The organism is Flavobacterium sp. P21, from assembly GCF_050632225.1.
Classification (GTDB): Bacteria; Bacteroidota; Bacteroidia; order Flavobacteriales; family Flavobacteriaceae; genus Flavobacterium.
Map to the genome: position 1 here is coordinate 2,835,255 of NZ_CP192585.1, position 17,824 is coordinate 2,853,078.

The following is a 17,824-nucleotide window of genomic DNA, read 5'->3' on the forward strand; positions in this document are numbered from 1 at the left end:
ATCGAATAAAAAGCAAAAAAGTCTCATTTTTATGAGACTTTTTTTGCATAAATTTTTTTAATAGATCGTTAACTGCCGTCTTTATTGAGAACTTGAATTATCCTATTCTGGCATATTTATGACTTTTCAGGCCTTTTCTAATTAAAGGCCTGTTGTAATTTTGCGTCATTATTTTAATTAGAAGAGGGAACGATGTCATGGAAAAGAGCGATTATTTAAATCTGAGAATGGGGAATATTGAACAATATTCAATGATAATTAAGAAAAAAGATTTAAATTATTGGAAGAGGTTGAATTGGAAAGAATATTCAGAAATTAATCAAGAAAAAACAGATAAAAATTCAGAACTGCTTTTTGGCTTATTGAAAAACAGAATGGAAACGCTAATTTTTAGTAAACCAATTTTACTGAAAGAAGCTCGAAGGAATAAATTGATTGGTAGAAAAATTACAGAAATAAATACACACTTAGGTACTTACGGATTAGACAGTACTTGCTTTTTTGGACTACTGCTCGATAATGAAGAATATCTTGTTTATTCTGTTTGGTACGCAAATAATTATGTCCTTGTCAACGATCGAATCGTTGGGTGTTCTCAAGATTGTTATGAAAAGATGAAGCCACGGATATCTGATTCTTACAATTTAGTATGGGACGAACTGACGGAATATATGATTGGGAGTACAATTGCTGATTATACTTTCGAAGATCATGAGCTAAAACTATTATTAAAAAAAGGAAAAGAAAGAATCGAGGTGAAATTTGTACGGAATGATGAAAAAATTCCAAGAAAAATGGGAAGATTCCGCAATGCTTACAAAACCGGAAGAATAGATGATTATATTGTCTTTCAGGATAAAAACGGAACTTTAATGGTTTAAGCTAAAAAACAAATAAGCTTAAGCTATTTACAATTTGAAGTCAGATAGAATAAAAAATGCATCATTTTCGATGCATTTTTTATGTTATAAACTTTTCAGTTTTTTCATGAAAATGGGAAAAACTTCGTTTAGCTCCTCAAATAATGGATTTTTGCGGTGTTTTAGTTTGATTTCGCTGAATAATTTCAATCCTAACGCAAACTGCGTGGCTTCAGATGGATCTTCAAATAAGTTTTTGTCTTTCATTTTTTGAATGATGCCAAAAATCTCATCATGATTAGAAAATTCGATTCCGAGTTCTTTTGCAGGCTTAGTTTCTCCGTTTGCGTACTCTTTTAAGCTTAATGTCAAATAGTATTTGTTTGCTCTTTTTTCCATGATAATTAAAATCTAATTTTATTTTAACCACTTGTCAACGATGGTTTTGAATGGTTCTTTGTATTGTTCGCCAACCGTAATTTCAGTTTTTCCAATAAAAACAGAATGCTTGCTGATGGCACTTATTTTGTCAAGCGATACAATAAACGAACGATGAATTCTAATAAATTTCGATGAAGGCAGTTTTTCTTCTAAAGCTTTTAAAGAAATTAAAGAAAGAACCGTTTTCTGCGAATCATCAAGATGCACTTTTACATAATCTTTCAAACTTTCGATATATGAAATATCTTTCAGCGAAATTCTGACCCAATTGTATTCTACTTTCAGAAAAATAAATTCATCATCAGCAGAAATGGATTGAAAGTTATTTGAGTTTTCCTCAGTTATTTGCGGCACTTTATTAGCGGCTCGAAGAAATTCTTCATAGCTAAAAGGTTTTAAAAGATAATCTACCGCATTTACTTTATAGCCTTCAATAGCATAATGATTATATGCCGTTGTAAAAACTATTTTAGGCATCAATCCCGGCGTATCTTGCAAAAGCCTAGCGAGTTCCATACCGGTAAGGTTAGGCATATTGATGTCTAGAAATACAATATCAGGCTGTTTTTGCCTAATCAACCCCATTGCTTCTACAGCATTATCGCAACTTGCAGTCAATTCCAGAAAAGGCGTCTGTTCTATGAAGGTTTCTACCAGTTTTAATGCTAGAGGTTCATCGTCAACTGCTATACATTTTAATATCATCATTATTCTAAATTTAGCCGCAGTTTTACATTATATTTTCCATTTGAGGCAACTCCGGCTTTCAAACTATGTTTATTCGGATAAATCAAATGAAGTCTTCTTTTGTATTGGTCAAGCCAATGCCACCTTCGACGGCTGTTCCAGATTTTTCGAAATAAGTATTTTCAACTTCAAAATCAAGTTCGCTTCCATTTTGGCGAAGCTTAATATAAATTTCACTTTTGTCTGTTGCGTGAATTCCGTGTTTAAAAGCGTTTTCAACTAACGGAAGCAATAGCATTGGAACAATCGGATAATCGTGTAATTTTTCGGGAATATCAGTTGTTATGGTCAATTTGCTGTTGGCACGAAGCTTCATTAACGCAATAAAGTCTTTCATAAATTCAGCTTCTTTGAGCAAAGAAGTTGTTTCTTCAGTGCTGTAAAGCAGATAGCGCATCATTCGGCTTAAAGTATGAAGCGCATTTCTAGAATCTTCAATATCAGTATAAGTTAGCGAATAAATGCTGTTTAACGAATTGAAAAAAAGTGGGGATTAATTTGCGCCTTTAACATTGCCAGTTCGGCCATCGTTTTATCCTGTTCTAATTTTTGTTTGTGTTGCGCCGCTTTTTGCCAATGCCGCAACATAGCCCAACTCGTACTGATTCCTAAAACCAATAAAGTGAGCATGAAAACATAGTTGTCAAAATAAGGATTTCGGTATTTTTTAAAGCCTAAAACTAAACTCACTTTCGTATGTACATCGGTTTTAGCATTATAGAAGTAAGCGATAAACTGTAGTGCACAAATGGCGAAAAAAGCCCAAAATAAAAAGGGTGATGTATTGTCTTTAATAATGGTTTTTGGAACTATGATTTTGGCATTCGTATAAAAAATAATAATGAGCAGAAACAATACGATTATTTGCCAAAGCCAAAATACGCCAGGAAGAATCACATTCCAAGTTAAAGGAATGTAAAACAGCATGATAAATCCTAATAATAACCAGCCGAGAATATGCAATCCGGCAAATAAATAGGGTCTGTAGATATTTGAAGCCATTACAAATTATTGATTTATAAAGACAATATTACATTTTATTTGAATACAATCTGGAACCAATCGCTTAAAATGGCACTACAGCCAATAGAAACCATTTTTTAGCCGACGAGTTTTAAATTAAACGCTTGTTTAATTCTGTATAAAAAACCGTCGGGTGTCAGGCTGTCTCTATCGATTGTCCTTTGCTCTTCGTCTATTCTAAAAATTTTGTGTACTCTATTTTAGTTCTTTTGCTTATTAATAAATAGATAATTACACATTTTTGACAATGAATAAGCAATCATTTTTAAGCATTTTCGCGACTTCAGTTCTTATCGCTTCTTGCGGTAAAAATGATAAATCGGCTCAGGCCGGAGCCGCGTCACAGGTTAAGGAGTATAAAACGCTGACCTTGCGGCCAGAATCTGCAACCCTATACAGCGATTATCCTGCGAGTATTCAAGGACAGCAAAATATTGAAATACGTCCGAGAGTTGAAGGTTATATTGATAAGATTTTTGTAGACGAAGGTGCTGTAGTAAAAGCAGGACAGCCATTGTTTAAAATTAGTGCGCCAGAATATGAACAGCAAGTTCGCACGGCAAGTGCCAGCATTAAAAGTGCTCAGGCCGAAGTAAGTGCCGCAAAACTGGCAGTTAATAAAGTAAGACCTTTAGTTGAAAAAGGAATTATTAGTAAATATGATTTAGAATCAGCACAATATACTTATGAATCGGCTATGGCGACGTTGGCTCAGGCAAATGCGGCTTTAGTCAATGCTAAAACCAATCTAGGATATACAACTGTAACAAGTCCGGTTGATGGAGTTGTAGGTTCGATTCCGTTTCGTTTAGGAAGTTTGGTGAGTTCAAATACTGCTGATCCTTTAACAACAGTTTCTAGTATTGGAAATGTCTATGCTTATTTTGCAATAAACGAAAAAAATTGTTGGATTTTACCGAGGGCAAAACACCGGGTGCAACATTGGCACAAAAAATCCAAAATATGCCAGCAGTCTCATTAGTGCTTTCTGACGGAACACCCTATTCAGAAAAAGGCCGAGTAGAAACTGTAAATGGTTTAATAAATACTGAAACAGGTTCGGTTACGTTCAGAGCTCGTTTTGCAAACCCAAGAAGTATTATTAGAAGCGGAAGCAGTACAACTGTCAGAATTCCGAATGAAGTAAAAGACGGATTGATTATTCCGCAAAGTGCAACATATGAACTTCAGGATAAAATATTTGCAGTAACTGTTGGTAAAGATGGTAAAACAAAAAGTACCAACATTACCATTTTAGACAATAGTGCAGGAAATTATTATGTCGTTACAAGCGGTTTGAACACGGGAGATGAAATTGTTCTAGAAGGGGTGGCAACACTTAAAGACGGAACAGAAATCAAGAGCCAAAATCAACAAGCCGATAAAGTTTACGCCGATTTAAAATAAAAACACATGTTTAAAAAATTTATACAACGACCTGTACTCTCAACAGTAATATCTGTTATTATTGTTATTTTGGGTGTTTTAGGATTGATTGAGCTTCCTATTTCTCAATATCCGGATATTGCACCGCCAACAGTAAATGTCTCGGCTAGTTATACAGGTGCCAATGCCGATGTGGTACTGAAAAGTATCGTTATTCCGTTGGAAGAGCAGATTAATGGTGTAGAAAACATGACTTACATGACTTCTACTGCCACAAACGATGGAAATGCTTCGATTAAAATTTTCTTTAAAGTAGGAACAAATCCTGATTTAGCGGCAGTAAACGTTCAAAATAGGGTTTCAAGAGCTACAAGTTTATTGCCTGTTGAGGTAACTCAGGCAGGTGTAACGGTTACTAAAAGTCAGAGTAGTAACTTGTTGATTTTTTCACTTTATAGTGATGATAAAGCTTATGATCAGACGTTTCTTCAGAATTATGCGAAAATTAATCTTGTGCCTCAAATCCAGCGTGTAGTTGGAGTAGGAGATGTAACGGTTTTTGGTGCAAAAGATTACTCAATGAGAATCTGGCTGAAACCAGATGTAATGCAACAATATAAGTTGATTCCGAGTGATATTTCGGCGACTTTGGCGGAGCAGAATATTGAAGCGGCGCCAGGTAAATTCGGTGAAAACGGAAATCAGGCATTTCAATATGTAATTAAATACAAAGGGCGTTTAACGAGTGCGAAAGAATTTGAAGACATTGTCATAAAATCAGTTGGAAACGGACAAATGTTGCGTTTAAAAGATATTGCCAAAGTAGAGTTGGGGTCTCTGAGTTATTCGTCAACGATTAAAACAAATGGCGTTGAATCGGCGACAATGGCAATCAGCCAGACTCCGGGGTCAAATGCCCGTGATGTAATCATCAATTCTAAAAAACTGATTGAAGAAGCGGCAAAGAGTTTTCCAAAAGGAATGAAATATACCATTATGGTTGACGTCAATGAAAATCTGGATGCTTCGATTGAAAAAGTAATTCATACTTTGATTGAAGCATTTATATTGGTTTTCATTGTAGTATTTATTTTCCTTCAGGATTTTAGATCGACATTGATTCCGGCAATTGCGGTTCCGGTTGCGATTGTAGGAACGTTTTTCTTCCTGAATTTATTCGGATTTACGATCAATTTATTGACGCTTTTTGCGATGGTGCTCGCCATTGGTATTGTGGTCGATGACGCAATTGTCGTCGTCGAGGCCGTGCACGCCAAACTCGATCACGGATACAAATCGGCTAAAAAAGCGACCATTCATGCAATGGACGAAATTTCTGGAGCAATTATTTCGATTACATTAGTAATGGCGACCGTATTTATTCCGGTAACTTTTATTAATGGATCGACAGGGGTTTTCTACAAGCAATTTGGTATTACGCTGGCTGTTGCAATCATTCTTTCGGCAGTAAACGCTTTGACATTGAGCCCGGCATTATGTGCGCTTTTATTGAAACCGCATGCAGATGATCATAAGCATAAAAGCTATTTACAGCGTTTTTATACTTCATTCAACGTTGCATTCGATAATGTAACCGAAAGATATAAACGTTCTGTAAGTTTTCTTTCTGTAAAAAAATGGATTGCATTAGCCTCAATTGTCATTGCTGGTGTTGCATTAGTTTATATGATGAAAACGACGCCGTCAGCTTTCGTTCCTTCCGAAGATCAGGGAACTGTTTTTGCGAATATCAGTTTGCCACCATCTTCTTCTATGGAGCGTTCAGATATTATTGCTAAAAGAGTAGACAGTATCGCGAAGACAATTCCGGGCGTGAAAAACACGCTTCGAATCATTGGACAAAACTTTACAGCTGGAGCAGGAAGTGCCTATAGTATGGTTATCGTAAAATTGAAGCCATGGGATGAACGTGACCTTAGTGTTGATGATGTAATTGGGCAATTATTTGCTAAAACAAGCGGTATTCGCGAAGCTAATATTTTCTTTATTTCACCGCCTACTATTCAAGGTTTTGGACAAAGTGGTGGATTTGAATTCCAATTGCAGGATAAAGGTGGTCACACTACTGCCGAATTCTATAAAGTAAACAATGAATTTTTAGCAAAATTAGCAGAACGCCCAGAAATTCAATATGCAACAACGCCATTTAATCCTGGTTTTCCTCAGTATATGATGGATATTAATTTGGCGAAAGCCAAAGACGCAGGAGTTTCTGTAAATACGATTCTGTCAACCATGCAAGGTTATTATGGCGGATTGTATGCTTCGAATTTCAATAAATTCGGGAAACAATATCGTGTAATGATTCAAGCTTCTCCAGAATTCAGAACGAATAAAGAAGGTCTGAATAAAATATTTGTTCGAAATAGCGCAGGAAATATGGCGCCAATAACAGAGTTTGTAAATATGACACGTGTTTTTGGACCAGAATCAATTTCGAGATTCAACTTATTTACGTCGATTTCGATTACAGGAGCACCAAAGCCAGGTTATAGTTCTGGAGATGCGATTAAAGCGATTCAAGAAGTGGCGACAGAAAACCTTCCTGCAGGTTACGGATATGAATTTTCGGGATTAACGCGTGAGGAATTAGCTTCGGGAAGTGAGACGATATTTATTTTCCTATTGTGTTTAGTGTTCGTTTATTTCTTGTTGAGTGCGCAGTACGAAAGTTATATTCTTCCGTTTGCGGTATTATTGTCAATTCCGTTTGGATTGGCAGGAGCTTATTTGTTCTCGATTATTTTCAAACTGAATAGCAATATTTATTTACAGATTTCTCTAATCATGTTGATTGGACTTCTTGCCAAGAACGGTATTTTGATTGTTGAATTTGCTTTGGACAGAAGGCGAAAAGGTCTGCCAATCGTTCAAGCGAGCAATTGAAGGAGCGGTGGCACGTTTGCGACCAATTTTGATGACATCTTTTGCTTTTATTCTCGGACTTGTTCCATTGATGTTTGCCTCTGGCGCAGGAGCTGTTGGAAATAAATCAATTGGTACAGGAGCTGTGGGAGGAATGTTGATCGGAACCATTTTGGGAGTTTTTGTAATTCCAGTGCTGTTTATCATTTTCCAGACTTTACAGGAAAAAGTGAGCGGTCCGGCAAAAGATGGTTATGATGACGAAGATGATGATGAAGAAATTCACGTATTAGAAGCTCACAAAGAGTAAAATTTAATTAAAAAGAAATGACTAATAGTTCAAATAAATATATTTTGTTGGTAATGACGGCCGCACTTTTGAGTGCGTGCTCCGTTACCAAAAAGTACGAACGTCCCACAACGCTTTCGACAGACAAATTGTATCGTGATCAGGCTTCTGCTGATACAACTACGATTGCTGATATGCCTTGGCAGACTGTTTTTAAAGATGAAAAATTGAATGCTTTAATTCAGAAAGGACTAGATAATAATCTTAACCTGAAAAATGCAATTGAGAATATTGTACAGGCTCGTGCTTCTTTGCGCCAAAGCAAATTGGCTTATTATCCAACATTGCAATTGGATGCAAACGCAACGCATACCAAACAATCTGAAGCGGGACTAAATTTTCCTGCAGGAATCAATATCAATACTTTGACAACGACTTATAAATTAGGTTTAAGCACAAGTTGGGAAGCTGATATTTGGGGGAAATTAAGCAGTTCCAAAAGAGCGACTTTGGCAACTTATTTAGCATCAGATGCGGCAAAACAAGCTGTTCAGACGCAATTGATTTCAGATATTGCCAATAATTATTTCAGACTTCTTGCTTATGATAAATCGCTAAAAATTACGCAGGAAACATTAGAAAGTCGTATTAAAAATGTTGCAACAATAAAAGAACTTAAAGAAGGTGCTATTGTTACTGGCGCGGCAGTTGTGCAAAGTGAAGCCAATCAGCACGCGACTGAGGTTTTGATTCCAGATTTGAAACAGAATATTCGTGAAACAGAAAACGCTTTGAATATTTTGTTAGGACAAGCGCCAGGGCCAATTGAAAGAGGAAATCTGGATTCGCAGATTGTCCCTGAAAATCTTTCTTTAGGTTTGCCATCACAATTATTGGAGAATCGTCCAGATGTGCGTCAGGCAGAGTTTAATTTCAGAGTGGCTTTTGAATCTACAAATTTGGCTAAAACCTATTTTTATCCAAGTTTGACACTTACAGCAAGTGGCGGATTTTCGAATTTGCAGTTGACGGACTTCTTTACTAATTCTGTTTTTTACTCGATTATTGGCGGATTAACGCAACCAATTTTCAATCACGGAATCAATAAAATGCGATTGACAACCGCCCAATCACAGCAATTACAAGCTTATAACAATTTTCAGCAAAGTCTTTTGACGGCTGGTCAGGAAGTTTCAAATGCTTTGTATTCTTATCAAATGGCAGTTGAAAAAGAAGATTCGAGAACAAAACAAATTGAAGCTTTGGTAAAAGCGGTTGATTATACGCAAGCAACTTTTAGAATATAGTTCGGCAACAAATTACACTGATGTTTTGACTTCTGAACAGAACCTTTTAGCGACTCAATTGAGTGGTGTTAATGACAATCTGCAGAAATTGCAAGCTGTAGTTGATCTTTATAGAGCTTTAGGTGGAGGCTGGAAATAAAAAATAAAAAACATCTCAAATCTTGAGATGTTTTTTTGCATGTATATCGGCTGAGAAGCATTTTTCGTCGATTGGTTTGGTGGTATTGTATATTGAATGCTTTAAATATGAATTTTGGCACTACTTTCGATTACTATATACTATAATTAATATTTAAATTTTAAAAAGATGAAAAAGTTAGTATTCGCCTTAATGCTTTTTACAAGTGTTTTTGCTCAGGCTCAGGTTTCAGTTAATGTAAATATTGGAACACCTCCAAATTGGGGACCGGTTGGCTACGATAACAGCAGATACTATTATTTGCCAGATATTGATGTTTATTATGATATAAATCAAAGCGTATTTATTTCAGATAATAACGGAAGATGGGTACGCGCAAAAAGGCTTCCGGACAGATACAGAAATTATGATCTTTATTCAGGATATAAAGTGGTTTTGAATGATTACAGAGGAGATGCTCCTTATACTTATCATACTAAACACAGAGCAGAATATCCAAAAGGATATCATGGAAAACCTCAGAAAAATAGAGGTGAAAAACCAAAAGGGAATAACGGAAACCATTACGGGAATGATAAAGGAAAAGGAAACGACAAGCATTCAAATAAAAACCACGATCACCACTAATCATATTTAAACATGACAAAGAAAAACGTCCCGAATTTCGGGACGTTTTTTGATTTTAGCGTATTTCGGTTCTAAAATTTTAAGTAGAAAAAGTCAATCCCTTTGCTTTAAAATTACTGAACAAAACCTGACGTGCACTACTAATAGTTTCTTCGGTACGGTAAATACTGCACCAGAATTTAATCGACAGCTTATATTTTCCGTCTGAAATTGCGGTGTAGAAAATTTGTGGCGCTTTTTCCAAATTAATTAAAGGCAGACTTTCAAGCGCTTGCATTATAATTTCATTTATGGCATCTGGAGTTGTATCTCCATTGATTTCGATTGCAACTTCCACAAGTTTAAAATTGTCTGTATACGTCCAGTTTGTGATGTTTTGAGATAGTAAATTTCCGTTCGGGATAATAATTTCGGCACCATTTGGCGCATTAATTTTTGTAGTTCTTAATCCCATTGATTTCACTCGGCCAGATTCTGAACTAATTTCGATGACATCTCCAATCTGAATTGGTTTATCAAAAATTAAAATGACACCAGATACAAAATTATTGACCACATTTTGAAGCCCAAGTCCAACACCAACTCCAAGTGCACCTAGAAGAATACTCAATTTATCCAATGGCATTCCTGAAGCCGCAACTGCAAGAAGATAACCAGCAATTAAAACAAGAAGTCTTGTAATCAGTAATTTAGAATGCTGTCTTTTGTTTACGTTTTCTTCGTTTTCATCATCGATTTCACCAAAAAAGTAAGCCACATATTTTTGAAGAAGATGGGCAATCCAAATAATGATAAAAAATAAAACAATGTTTCCTAAAGTAAACGTAATGCTTCCGATAGTGTTTGGATGACTCAGCAAATCTCCTAAAGAAGTACGAAGCGATTCCCAAATATTTAGATTAGAAGCAATCACCACAAGCCACATATAGCTTATCACAATGATAAAGGGCTTTTTTAAAGTATCTGATAAACTTTCATAATCAAAAATCTTTTCAATACCGCGTTTTATTCTAGTAGTATAAATTTGAAGCAGAATGATTTCAAGAATAATTTTTAATAAAACGCTAAGCGCAATAATCTGTGTAAGTGAAATAAAAGCGGTAAGTGTCAACATATTCGAAAGTGAAACTCTTCCGAAAAGGTTATAAAGTATCGATAAGCCGTTAAAACCAATAAAAATAATGCTTGCCCATTTAAAAAATCCTTTAATATACAATTGATCTTTAATGCTTTTGATTTGAACCAAACCGTAGCGTATTCCCAAAACATTAATTACAATGAAAGCACAACGCTGTATAAAACCAACTTCTATAAATAAATCAAGGAAACAAAGTGTAAAGAAAAGCCCCAAAAGCAGTCCCCAGTTTTTCATTGATTGTAATGACCATTTGTTCTTGAAAAGAATGGTTAAAACTCCCAGCAAAATAAGCTGAAGCATTTCCAGAAACAAGGCAGGAGCATACAAATTGCTGACTACGGCAATATTAAGTCCGATAACAAGAACAGGAATGAGAACACCTCGATTTAAATAATTAAAATTAAAAAGAGCCAGATTTTCGGCATATTCGTTTTCTTTTAGGTACTTTAAATTTCGGAAAATGTACCAAAACAAAATTCCCATAAAGAACAATAATGTAATCAATCCACCAGCGCGGTAACTTAGATAATAAGAAGCAACGCTTTTTTCAATAATTACTTTAGCTCTAATGTTTTGCGATACTGCTTTTTTAGGTACAGAATCGTTTGTACTCCATAAAAATGGATATTCTTTTCTTAGGATACTAATTCCAGATTGTTCCAGTTTGCCTTCAACAGTAATTAAAGCGTTTGAAACCGCAATTTTTCTTTCTACAGTCAGTCTTTTTTTATTGTTTAAGATGCCTTGATTTTTAGTCATCAAACTGTCTGTTGCCAAATATCTACTTTTAAGATTGGCGAATTCTTTCTTGAATTGCTTGCGACGAACCGTATCTTTTATGAGTTCCATAAAAGTTTTGTCTTTGTGTAGATCGACAAATCTGTTTTTGATCTTTTCAAGCTCGGCATTTCGAGAATTGATAGCTGTATTTTGATCTTCCAGTTCTTGCTGAATTTCTTTTAAAACTATGCGATACATTTGCTGATTACGCACGTTAGGATTTGCGCCTTTCAGACTCGTCAAAATAAGATCAAGTTTGCTTTGTGTTCTTTTGATTTCGCCAAATAAATGATGCGTTCCACCATCAAAATCGGCGTCGTTGTAGGCAGATTCCATGACTTCGCTGGCTTTTTCAATTGCCATCAGGTAATCACTGTCGGTTGTGGTTTTTTCAAATAATTTTGGACGGTTTTCTTTTTTTGCGAAGCAGTTTGTGAGTAAGCGAACGATACAAAAAATAAGGCGAATAAATAAAGGTAACTTCTTTTTAAAATCATAATTTAAGAATGAAATTTGGGTTTTCAAATTTAAATTTTTTCGACTACTTCTAAGCTCTAATTAAGTAAATATTAGGAAAAATCAGGATTAAGTTTTGTGTGTTTTTTTTGAAGAATTTCATAAAGTGAGAAATAAAATTTTTATTTTAGTGATCTGACTTTAAGTAATTATGAATAAGGAAAATACCAAAAAAGTAAAAAGCAAGATTTTGCCAAGCATTATTTTTATCTTGGAGCTATATGCTTTGCCAATGCAGTTTTGTTTGTTTTATGCAGGATCTGGATTTACTTTTTTAAGCACCACAGTGCGTTTTTTTAGTTTTTTTACAATTCTCACTAATTCTATAGTATTCTTATGGTCTGCACTATTTTTATTTGGAGGAAAATCCAATGCTAAATCTTTTTTTCTAAATATGCTACAATTACGGCAATCACAGTATATATTGTAATTGTTGGAGCAGTATTTAACTTGCTTCTTCGATCGATTGTCGATTTACAAGGACAACATCGTATTGTCAGCGAAATTTTTCATGCCGTAGTGCCGACTTTATTCTTTATTTATTGGCTGTTTGTTGTTGCTCCGGAAAAGATTTCTTTTAAGGTTATTTTGCCGTGGCTAATATATCCAATCATTTATATGATTTATACTTTGCTTCACGGAATTTCAACCAATTTTTATCCTTATCCATTTGTAGATGTGTCAAAAATCGGTTTTGAAAAAGCAATTATAAACGGACTTTTTGTTCTAGTGGCGTTTGTGATTTTATCATTTATTTTAATTTTTATTTCTAATAAAAGAAGTAAAAGTGTCAAATAGTAATCTGCAAAAAAAAATAGCAACTTAGTTTCTTAGCCCCGAAGCTTCGGGATAGTAGCTAAAAATTAAAACTTTGCCTTAAAGTGTTTAATATTGAAGTTTTTAGATTTAATCACTTTTCCTTTATCTGTAATTATCAAACAAGAATATTTGGGGAACTTTTTAAGCAAAATCAAACCATTTTTTTTGCCTAAAACCATCATCGAAGTGCTTAATCCGTTTGCGGTTTCGGCATTTGGGCCAAAAACAGAAACAGAACATAAACCGGTTGCAGGATAACCAGTTGAAGGATTTATAATGTGTGAATAGCGTTTGCCATTAAAAACAACAAATTTTTCATAACTGCCAGAAGTTGTTACGGCTTGTTGTTCGAGTGGAACGACAGCTAAAAGTTTTTCAGTATTAAACGGATTTGTAATGCCAATCTTCCATGGATTTCCATTTGGTTGTTTTCCCCAAGTGCTCATGTCTCCGGACCCATTAATAATTCCGGCTTTGATTCCTTTTGCAATCATCATTTCACGGCATTTATCAGTAGCGTAACCTTCGCCCAGAGCGCCAAAACCAATTTTCATTCCTTTTAATTTCAGGAAAATTGTCGATTGAACACTGTCTAAAATGATGTTTTTATAACCGACTTTCTCTACTGATTTTTTTATGGCTTCCGCCGAAGGCATTTCGGTCATTGAGCCGTCAAATTTCCAGATTCTGTCCATTGCGACAGAAACTTACATCAAAAGCCCCATTTGTAATTTGCGATAATTTGATGGCTCTTTGTGCAAGTTCAAAAACTTCGCGATCTACTTTTATAGGTTTAATTCCTGCATTCTGATTCACTTCAGAAACTTGTGAAGTTGGTTTCCAATCTGAAATTAAATTTTCAATTCGCGTAATTTCGGCAATTACCAGATCTATATTTTGTTCAGCTGTTAAAGAATCAGTTGCAACAATGCTAATATCAAAACGTCCGCCCATAAGCAATGTCGTTCTTTTTCGTAAAACCTGAGCATTTAATGAGAAACTGCAGGCAATTACAAACAAAAACAAAAGCTTATTTAAAGGTAATTTTGGTGTCATTGACATAAAAAATCTAATAGCAATCGGTTAGGAGTTGTTTGTTGTTTTTATAGCTCAAAAGAGTTTTCATTCCGTTGGCTAAGCATAAATCATTCAAAACGGTTTCAACATCTTGTTGCATAGCAAGTGAACCGCAAATCATAATAACGCCATTATTCTGCAATAAGTTGATAAAGAAATCAGCATCTCTTTTGATCAAATCCATTACATAATGATGTTCCGCTTCTCGCGAAAAAGCCAAATGTAGATTATGAAGTTGCTTCTTCTGAATCATTTCAGAAGCAAACTTTTTGTAGCCAGAAACGGTTTCTGTTTCCATTCTAAAGCCAGAATACAAATGGGTTTCTGTCTTTTTCTTGTTTTGTTCAATCATTCCGAGAAAAGGCGCAATTCCGGTTCCGTTAGAAATCAACGCTACTTTTGATGCTTTTTTAGGAAAATGAAAAGCATGATTATTGATGATTCTTGCTTTTATAACTTTTCCAGGAACTAACTCATTCAAGAAACCAGAACCCAATCCATGCGGATGTAGCTTGACAACCAATTGAATATTTCCGGAATGATTCCCAATAGAATAAAGGCGTTCTCTAGTGTCGTTTGCTGGATAAATTGCTAGTAAATCTCCAGATGTAAATTTGGTTCTTGCATTTGCCCTTAATGTGACCAAGAAAGTTTGTTCAGAATCAGAAACCAATGTTTTGTCTAAAACCATTAATTTTTGAAGTCCTTTTGGAACATGATTGTAAACAGACGGAGTAGTAGATAATTCTATTCCGGTTTTGGCACTCCACAATTTAATCCATTCTACAAATTCTGTGGCCGATTTGTCGTTTACAGTATGCAAATCAATAAATCGTTCTGCCCAATCTTGTTTTTCCAGAAGTTTGTCAATTTCGATTGCAAAACCACAAAAATCAGGATAGGCTTTGGAACCAAAACCAACCACTGAAAATTTAATTTTTTGCTGTTGATTGTGTTTCTTTAAAAGGGTTTCAAATTTACCTCCGTTTGACGGTGCGTCACCCAATCCATGTGTAGAAGAGAAAACGATAAAATGTTCGGCTTTTGGGAAAACCGTAAAACTATTCAATTCTGCAATATGTGCTTTTTTGCCGTGGTCAATCAATTGTTTCAAAATAGCATTTGCAAAACGCAAAGTGCTTCCGTTTTCAGATCCAACTAAAAGAATGGTATCGCTTTCGTGGGCTTTGAATTTATTTTTGATTCGGCTCGCTCTTCGTTTTAAAGTTATTGCAAAACCAGAGTAAATGAAAAACAGGATATTTAGACAAGCAATTGCCAAAATTACTGCCCAAATTGCATTTATTCTTCCTGTATGAATATCAAGACTTAAAGCGGCCAATTGAATTGTCATTGGCGAAAGCTTTTCACTAACCACGGCACCAGTAACCTGATTGACTTCGATTTCGCGATCTTTTAATTCAATGATATAATATTCTTCTGGATCATCTGTAAAAGGAAATTCGATTTTCTTAACCTCTTTCAAAAGTGTTTTTTCAAAGACTGAAGTTTTTTTGGCTTCGGCCGAAAGTTCCGTTTTTATAGGTTTTGGTTTTTCATCTCCCACAAAAAAATTAAATCTTTCAAGAGATAAATAAGTTCCTGTAAGCGCAATAATCAAAATCGGAATCAAGGCAAGTCTTCCTAAAACAACATGATAATATTGGGCAAAATATTCTTTGATTACTTTCGAAAAGAAATTGCGAATTCCTCTTTGTCGGCTTAAAACAAGCATAAAACCCGAAATAGCGATCAGGAATAATAAAAATGAAATTACACCAACAAAAAAACGACCTGTTTCATGTAGAAATAAGGAACGATGAAGACTCGTAATCCATTGTATAAATTCGCTTTTTTTGCAGGAGTTCCTAGTATTTTACCCGTTCTGGCATCAATAAAAGATTTAATATCATTTCCATCTTCATCAATAGCTTGAAGCGTTACAAATTGATTATAATCGACGCTTAATTCTGTAATCTCGGCATATTTCTTCTTTAAAACGGGAAGTGTTTGACCTACAGTTAGTGTGTCAAAATTTTCTGTTCTATAAGGCAAAGTTTTTTCCTGTACAGCATCAACAGCTAGAATAATTCCAGTAATAGATGCCAGCAGTAAAAACAGAGAAGAAAACAAAGCCAAGGCTAAGTGTGTGTAACGCCAAAAGAAAGAGTCATTGAATGTAAGCTATTGTAATATAATAAAATGTAATAAGCTTTGTCAAAGTTTTAAATTTTGACAAAGCCATATTTTTTAGTTTAAGCGAGAATTAGATTTTGTTTAATCTTACATATCTGATGTAGCCTTTTCCTTCAGTTTTATCAGCTAAACCAGCTGTTGTTAACGGAATTTCAAGATCGCTTACATAATATTTTTGATCCTCAACAGCCGATTCAAATCTTAATTTATATCCTTTATTGATTTTAGATTCATCGATTTCGAAAGTAGTGACACTTCGGTCTCCTCCAGTAACTGACGCTCCTGAAATAGCACTAATGTCATCATTTTTTGCAGTATGGAATTTGTTCCATTCTTTTAATGATTTGTACCATTTTTTATCATCTCCCATTACATAAAGTGTTTTCTCATAATCGCCTTTTGGATTAATTAACGAAACCACGATATATGCACCTTCGCCCATATAATTTGCCATTTGAAGCATGCATTTATATTTGCTAGTCTGTGCGTTTGATTGAAAAGAAATAAGGCAGATAAGAGCACTTGTAAGCGCGATTTTTAGAATTGATTTCATTTTTTGTTAATTATGAATTGTGAGTTATGAGTTATGAGTTATGAGTTATGAATTGTGAGTTAAAGAATTGAATTCAAAACTCATAACTCATAATTCATAACTTTTTAAATTTATTTTAAAAACTCGATTGAGATATTTTGTTTTGTCAACGACTCGTTTTCTTTTGCTAAAGCATAAGCACTTTCGTCAAATTCTGTTGTAAGTTCTTTTTTAGCACCAATAGAAAGCAAGTATTTCAAGATAGTATCATCTTTTGCAACCATTGCCGCTTTATGAAGTGCTGTGATTCCGTCTTTGTTTTTTGCATTTACATCAATATTCAAAGAAGCTAATTTTTTAAGCAAAGATAAATCGTTTTTCAGCTGCATGACAAAATGATATAAAGTGCTTCCGTCTTTTTGCGGAGCGACAAGATTTAATCCCTTTTCTTGAAGCAGTTTAGCTTTAGCATCAAAAGTGTCTTGTTTAGGATCTGGTCTGTACGATTGTACTAAATAAAAACCTAGATTATTTCCGTCTTTATCTTTTACATTAACATCTGCACCTTTTCCTAAAAGAAGCGCCACAGCATCTGGAGTTCCAGATTTCACAGCCATTGTCAAAGCCGATTCTCCTTTTGCATTTTGTAAATTGATGTTTTTAACAACAGGCAATAAAACTTCTAAAGCACCATTTTCTCTAGCGCCTGCAGGCAATCATAAACGCCGTATTTCCATCGTTGTTTATTTTGTTTGCATCAACACCTTTAGAAAGGAAATAAGAAATGATTTCTTTTTGATTTGGTTTTCCTGCCAATAAATGCAATACATTTTCGCCAGATTTTCCAGTTACAGTTGGTTTTAATTTTAATTCTTCAACTAAAAATTTATAAGCATCAAGAGAAGTAGTTTCTCTACGGTTTCCTTGAGTTGCTATAAGAAGCGCGTTGTCAGTATATTTTACTTTTCGGTCTAATAACTTTTTCAAAAGAGTAATATTTCCAGTTTTCGCAAGCATAATCAAAAGCAGTACTTCCGTTATTGTCAACGTCTTTTAGCGAT

At 34.7% G+C, this 17,824-nt stretch carries 14 protein-coding genes and 3 pseudogenes; 7 read left to right on the forward strand and 10 right to left on the reverse strand.

The genetic code is table 11. The features are described 5' to 3' along the window. Positions 1 to 197: 197 nt before the first annotated feature. Entirely contained in the window at positions 198 to 881 is a 684-nt protein-coding gene (locus ACQ9BO_RS14090; RefSeq protein WP_431241234.1) for a hypothetical protein, read from the forward strand. An 84-nt stretch (positions 882 to 965) separates the two neighbouring features. Here the strand turns inward: ACQ9BO_RS14090 and ACQ9BO_RS14095 are convergent, their stop codons facing one another. The 4 genes from ACQ9BO_RS14095 to ACQ9BO_RS14110 form a co-directional block, all read right to left on the reverse strand. Then, a complete protein-coding gene (locus tag ACQ9BO_RS14095) occupies positions 966 to 1,259 on the reverse strand; it encodes a DUF3861 domain-containing protein (protein ID WP_431241235.1) in 294 nt (97 codons plus the stop codon). 18 nt (positions 1,260 to 1,277) lie between these two features. Next, on the reverse strand, positions 1,278 to 2,009 hold the full coding sequence (locus ACQ9BO_RS14100) for a LytR/AlgR family response regulator transcription factor (RefSeq protein WP_431241236.1): 732 nt from the start codon (positions 2,007 to 2,009) through the stop codon (positions 1,278 to 1,280). Between the two features lie 82 nt (positions 2,010 to 2,091). Continuing rightward, complete coding sequence (locus ACQ9BO_RS14105; RefSeq protein WP_431245121.1) at positions 2,092 to 2,511, reverse strand: sensor histidine kinase; 420 nt, start codon at positions 2,509 to 2,511, stop codon at positions 2,092 to 2,094. A gap of 5 nt (positions 2,512 to 2,516) precedes the next feature. Further along, entirely contained in the window at positions 2,517 to 3,050 is a 534-nt protein-coding gene (locus ACQ9BO_RS14110) for a hypothetical protein (protein ID WP_431241237.1), read from the reverse strand. Between the two features lie 268 nt (positions 3,051 to 3,318). Between ACQ9BO_RS14110 and ACQ9BO_RS14115 the strand changes: the two genes are divergently transcribed. The 5 genes and pseudogenes from ACQ9BO_RS14115 to ACQ9BO_RS14135 all read left to right on the forward strand — a co-directional run bounded on the left by ACQ9BO_RS14115 (position 3,319) and on the right by ACQ9BO_RS14135 (position 9,705). After that, positions 3,319 to 4,053, forward strand: coding sequence for an efflux RND transporter periplasmic adaptor subunit (locus tag ACQ9BO_RS14115; protein WP_431241238.1), 735 nt, complete (start codon positions 3,319 to 3,321; stop codon positions 4,051 to 4,053). Continuing rightward, positions 4,035 to 4,478 (forward strand): efflux RND transporter periplasmic adaptor subunit, encoded by a 444-nt coding sequence (locus tag ACQ9BO_RS14120; RefSeq protein WP_431241239.1) that lies wholly within the window; start codon positions 4,035 to 4,037, stop codon positions 4,476 to 4,478. Before ACQ9BO_RS14115 ends, ACQ9BO_RS14120 begins: the two co-directional genes overlap by 19 nt. A gap of 6 nt (positions 4,479 to 4,484) precedes the next feature. Beyond that, positions 4,485 to 7,653 (forward strand): annotated as a pseudogene (locus tag ACQ9BO_RS14125) (efflux RND transporter permease subunit). Between the two features lie 17 nt (positions 7,654 to 7,670). Beyond that, the gene (locus ACQ9BO_RS14130; RefSeq protein ID WP_431241240.1) at positions 7,671 to 8,939 is read left to right on the forward strand and encodes an efflux transporter outer membrane subunit; all 1,269 of its coding nucleotides are present in this window, start codon (positions 7,671 to 7,673) and stop codon (positions 8,937 to 8,939) included. A gap of 307 nt (positions 8,940 to 9,246) precedes the next feature. Next, positions 9,247 to 9,705: a hypothetical protein gene (locus ACQ9BO_RS14135; RefSeq protein ID WP_431241241.1), complete on the forward strand. Its 459-nt coding sequence runs from the start codon at positions 9,247 to 9,249 to the stop codon at positions 9,703 to 9,705. A 79-nt stretch (positions 9,706 to 9,784) separates the two neighbouring features. On the opposite strand, the gene ACQ9BO_RS14140 is transcribed toward ACQ9BO_RS14135, so the two are convergent. Next, on the reverse strand, positions 9,785 to 11,986 hold the full coding sequence (locus tag ACQ9BO_RS14140) for a mechanosensitive ion channel family protein (RefSeq protein WP_431241242.1): 2,202 nt from the start codon (positions 11,984 to 11,986) through the stop codon (positions 9,785 to 9,787). A 531-nt stretch (positions 11,987 to 12,517) separates the two neighbouring features. Between ACQ9BO_RS14140 and ACQ9BO_RS14145 the strand changes: the two genes are divergently transcribed. Next, positions 12,518 to 12,937, forward strand: coding sequence for a Pr6Pr family membrane protein (locus ACQ9BO_RS14145; RefSeq protein WP_431245122.1), 420 nt, complete (start codon positions 12,518 to 12,520; stop codon positions 12,935 to 12,937). Between the two features lie 65 nt (positions 12,938 to 13,002). On the opposite strand, the pseudogene ACQ9BO_RS14150 reads toward ACQ9BO_RS14145, so the two are convergent. From ACQ9BO_RS14150 to ACQ9BO_RS14170, 5 genes and pseudogenes are all read right to left on the reverse strand, one after another. After that, positions 13,003 to 14,014, reverse strand: a pseudogene (locus tag ACQ9BO_RS14150) (FAD:protein FMN transferase). Positions 14,015 to 14,027: 13 nt separating this feature from the next. Further along, positions 14,028 to 16,174: pseudogene (locus tag ACQ9BO_RS14155) on the reverse strand (PepSY domain-containing protein). Positions 16,175 to 16,301: 127 nt separating this feature from the next. Beyond that, positions 16,302 to 16,784, reverse strand: a complete 483-nt coding sequence (locus ACQ9BO_RS14160; protein WP_431241243.1) for a DUF2271 domain-containing protein — start codon at positions 16,782 to 16,784, stop codon at positions 16,302 to 16,304. Positions 16,785 to 16,894: 110 nt separating this feature from the next. Continuing rightward, positions 16,895 to 17,479 (reverse strand): ankyrin repeat domain-containing protein, encoded by a 585-nt coding sequence (locus ACQ9BO_RS14165; RefSeq protein WP_431241244.1) that lies wholly within the window; start codon positions 17,477 to 17,479, stop codon positions 16,895 to 16,897. Then, positions 17,463 to 17,810, reverse strand: a complete 348-nt coding sequence (locus ACQ9BO_RS14170; RefSeq protein WP_431241245.1) for an ankyrin repeat domain-containing protein — start codon at positions 17,808 to 17,810, stop codon at positions 17,463 to 17,465. The genes ACQ9BO_RS14165 and ACQ9BO_RS14170 overlap by 17 nt, the downstream gene beginning before the upstream one ends. Positions 17,811 to 17,824 lie beyond the last annotated feature (14 nt).